The 999-nt window shown below is 56.5% G+C and carries 1 protein-coding gene; it reads left to right on the top strand.

The window, feature by feature from the left end; genetic code table 11:
* Window positions 1–747, top strand: a 747-nt coding sequence (locus tag AC1RGU_RS31330) for a hypothetical protein (RefSeq protein ID WP_492700416.1), incomplete at its 5' end; no start/stop codon positions are given.
* Window positions 748–999 lie beyond the last annotated feature (252 nt).

The following is a 999-nucleotide window of genomic DNA, read 5'->3' on the forward strand; positions in this document are numbered from 1 at the left end:
AAGTGCACCCCCCGAAGCAAGGAGTCGGGCGGAGTCTTCGCTGACGTGTTGATTGAAGGCTGCAAGCTGCGTGGCGATTTCAGCATGGTGCCCGCGGACTTCCAATCCCTCACGATCCGTGATAGCACCTTCGGCACCTTGGACCTGAGCAAAGCGACGCTCAAGGGCGAAATCCTGATGGAGCGAGTCAACGCAGAGAAGATGAATCTCGCCGTCGCGTCGGGAAAAGCCATCAACTTGAGTGGCGTGAAGATCAGTGGCAGTGGTCAGAAGGTCTTCTACCTGGCCGCCAATCGCGTGACGAGCGTGCTGTTGAACGATTGCGTGCTGCCAAGCGCGCCGGACTCTGAGGCGCCATGGGTCGGTGGAGCGGAGCAGGAGCCCGCATACAAGAGCCGTCCTCCAGTCAGCCAAAGCGTGACGCTCAAGAATATGAAAGCCAGTCGAATCGATGCGACCTACCTGAATACAGCGCGGCTCTTGGTGGAAGGGGGCAATTTTCAGGAGGTTGATATGCGCAATGGCCGCATAGGGAGTCTTGAGATCAGCAACACGTCGATTGCCTCGACGTTGAATCTTGGCAGTAGCGTCGTCGACAGTTTGATGCTCAGCTCAGTCGTTTTCTCCAAAACGCTGAACCTGTCCAACACCCAGATCAAGGAGTTCAAGCAGTTCGGCGGCACCGACATCGGCAAGCTTGGTCGCAACCTCAATAAAGAGGGTTCCAACATCAAGCTTCCACGTTGAGGCAGAGGGAAGGCTGCGAATGTCTGATCAGCGTGGTGAGAACGAATGCAAGGAGAACGATGTCCGGTCTCGGCCGTGTCGGAGGAGAGAAGGGGGAGGTGCCGGATTGGTATTTCCTGGCCGAACACTTTCCCTCCATGGGATATCCACCGCCGCTCGATGCAATCAGACCCAGGTGATCTCCTACTCAATGAATCGTCGATCCGTTCTGACTGCGCTTCCTGCGCTGTTCCTTTCCTCAACCCCACTCTT

Source organism: Variovorax sp. GW823-FHT02B07, from assembly GCF_058797695.1.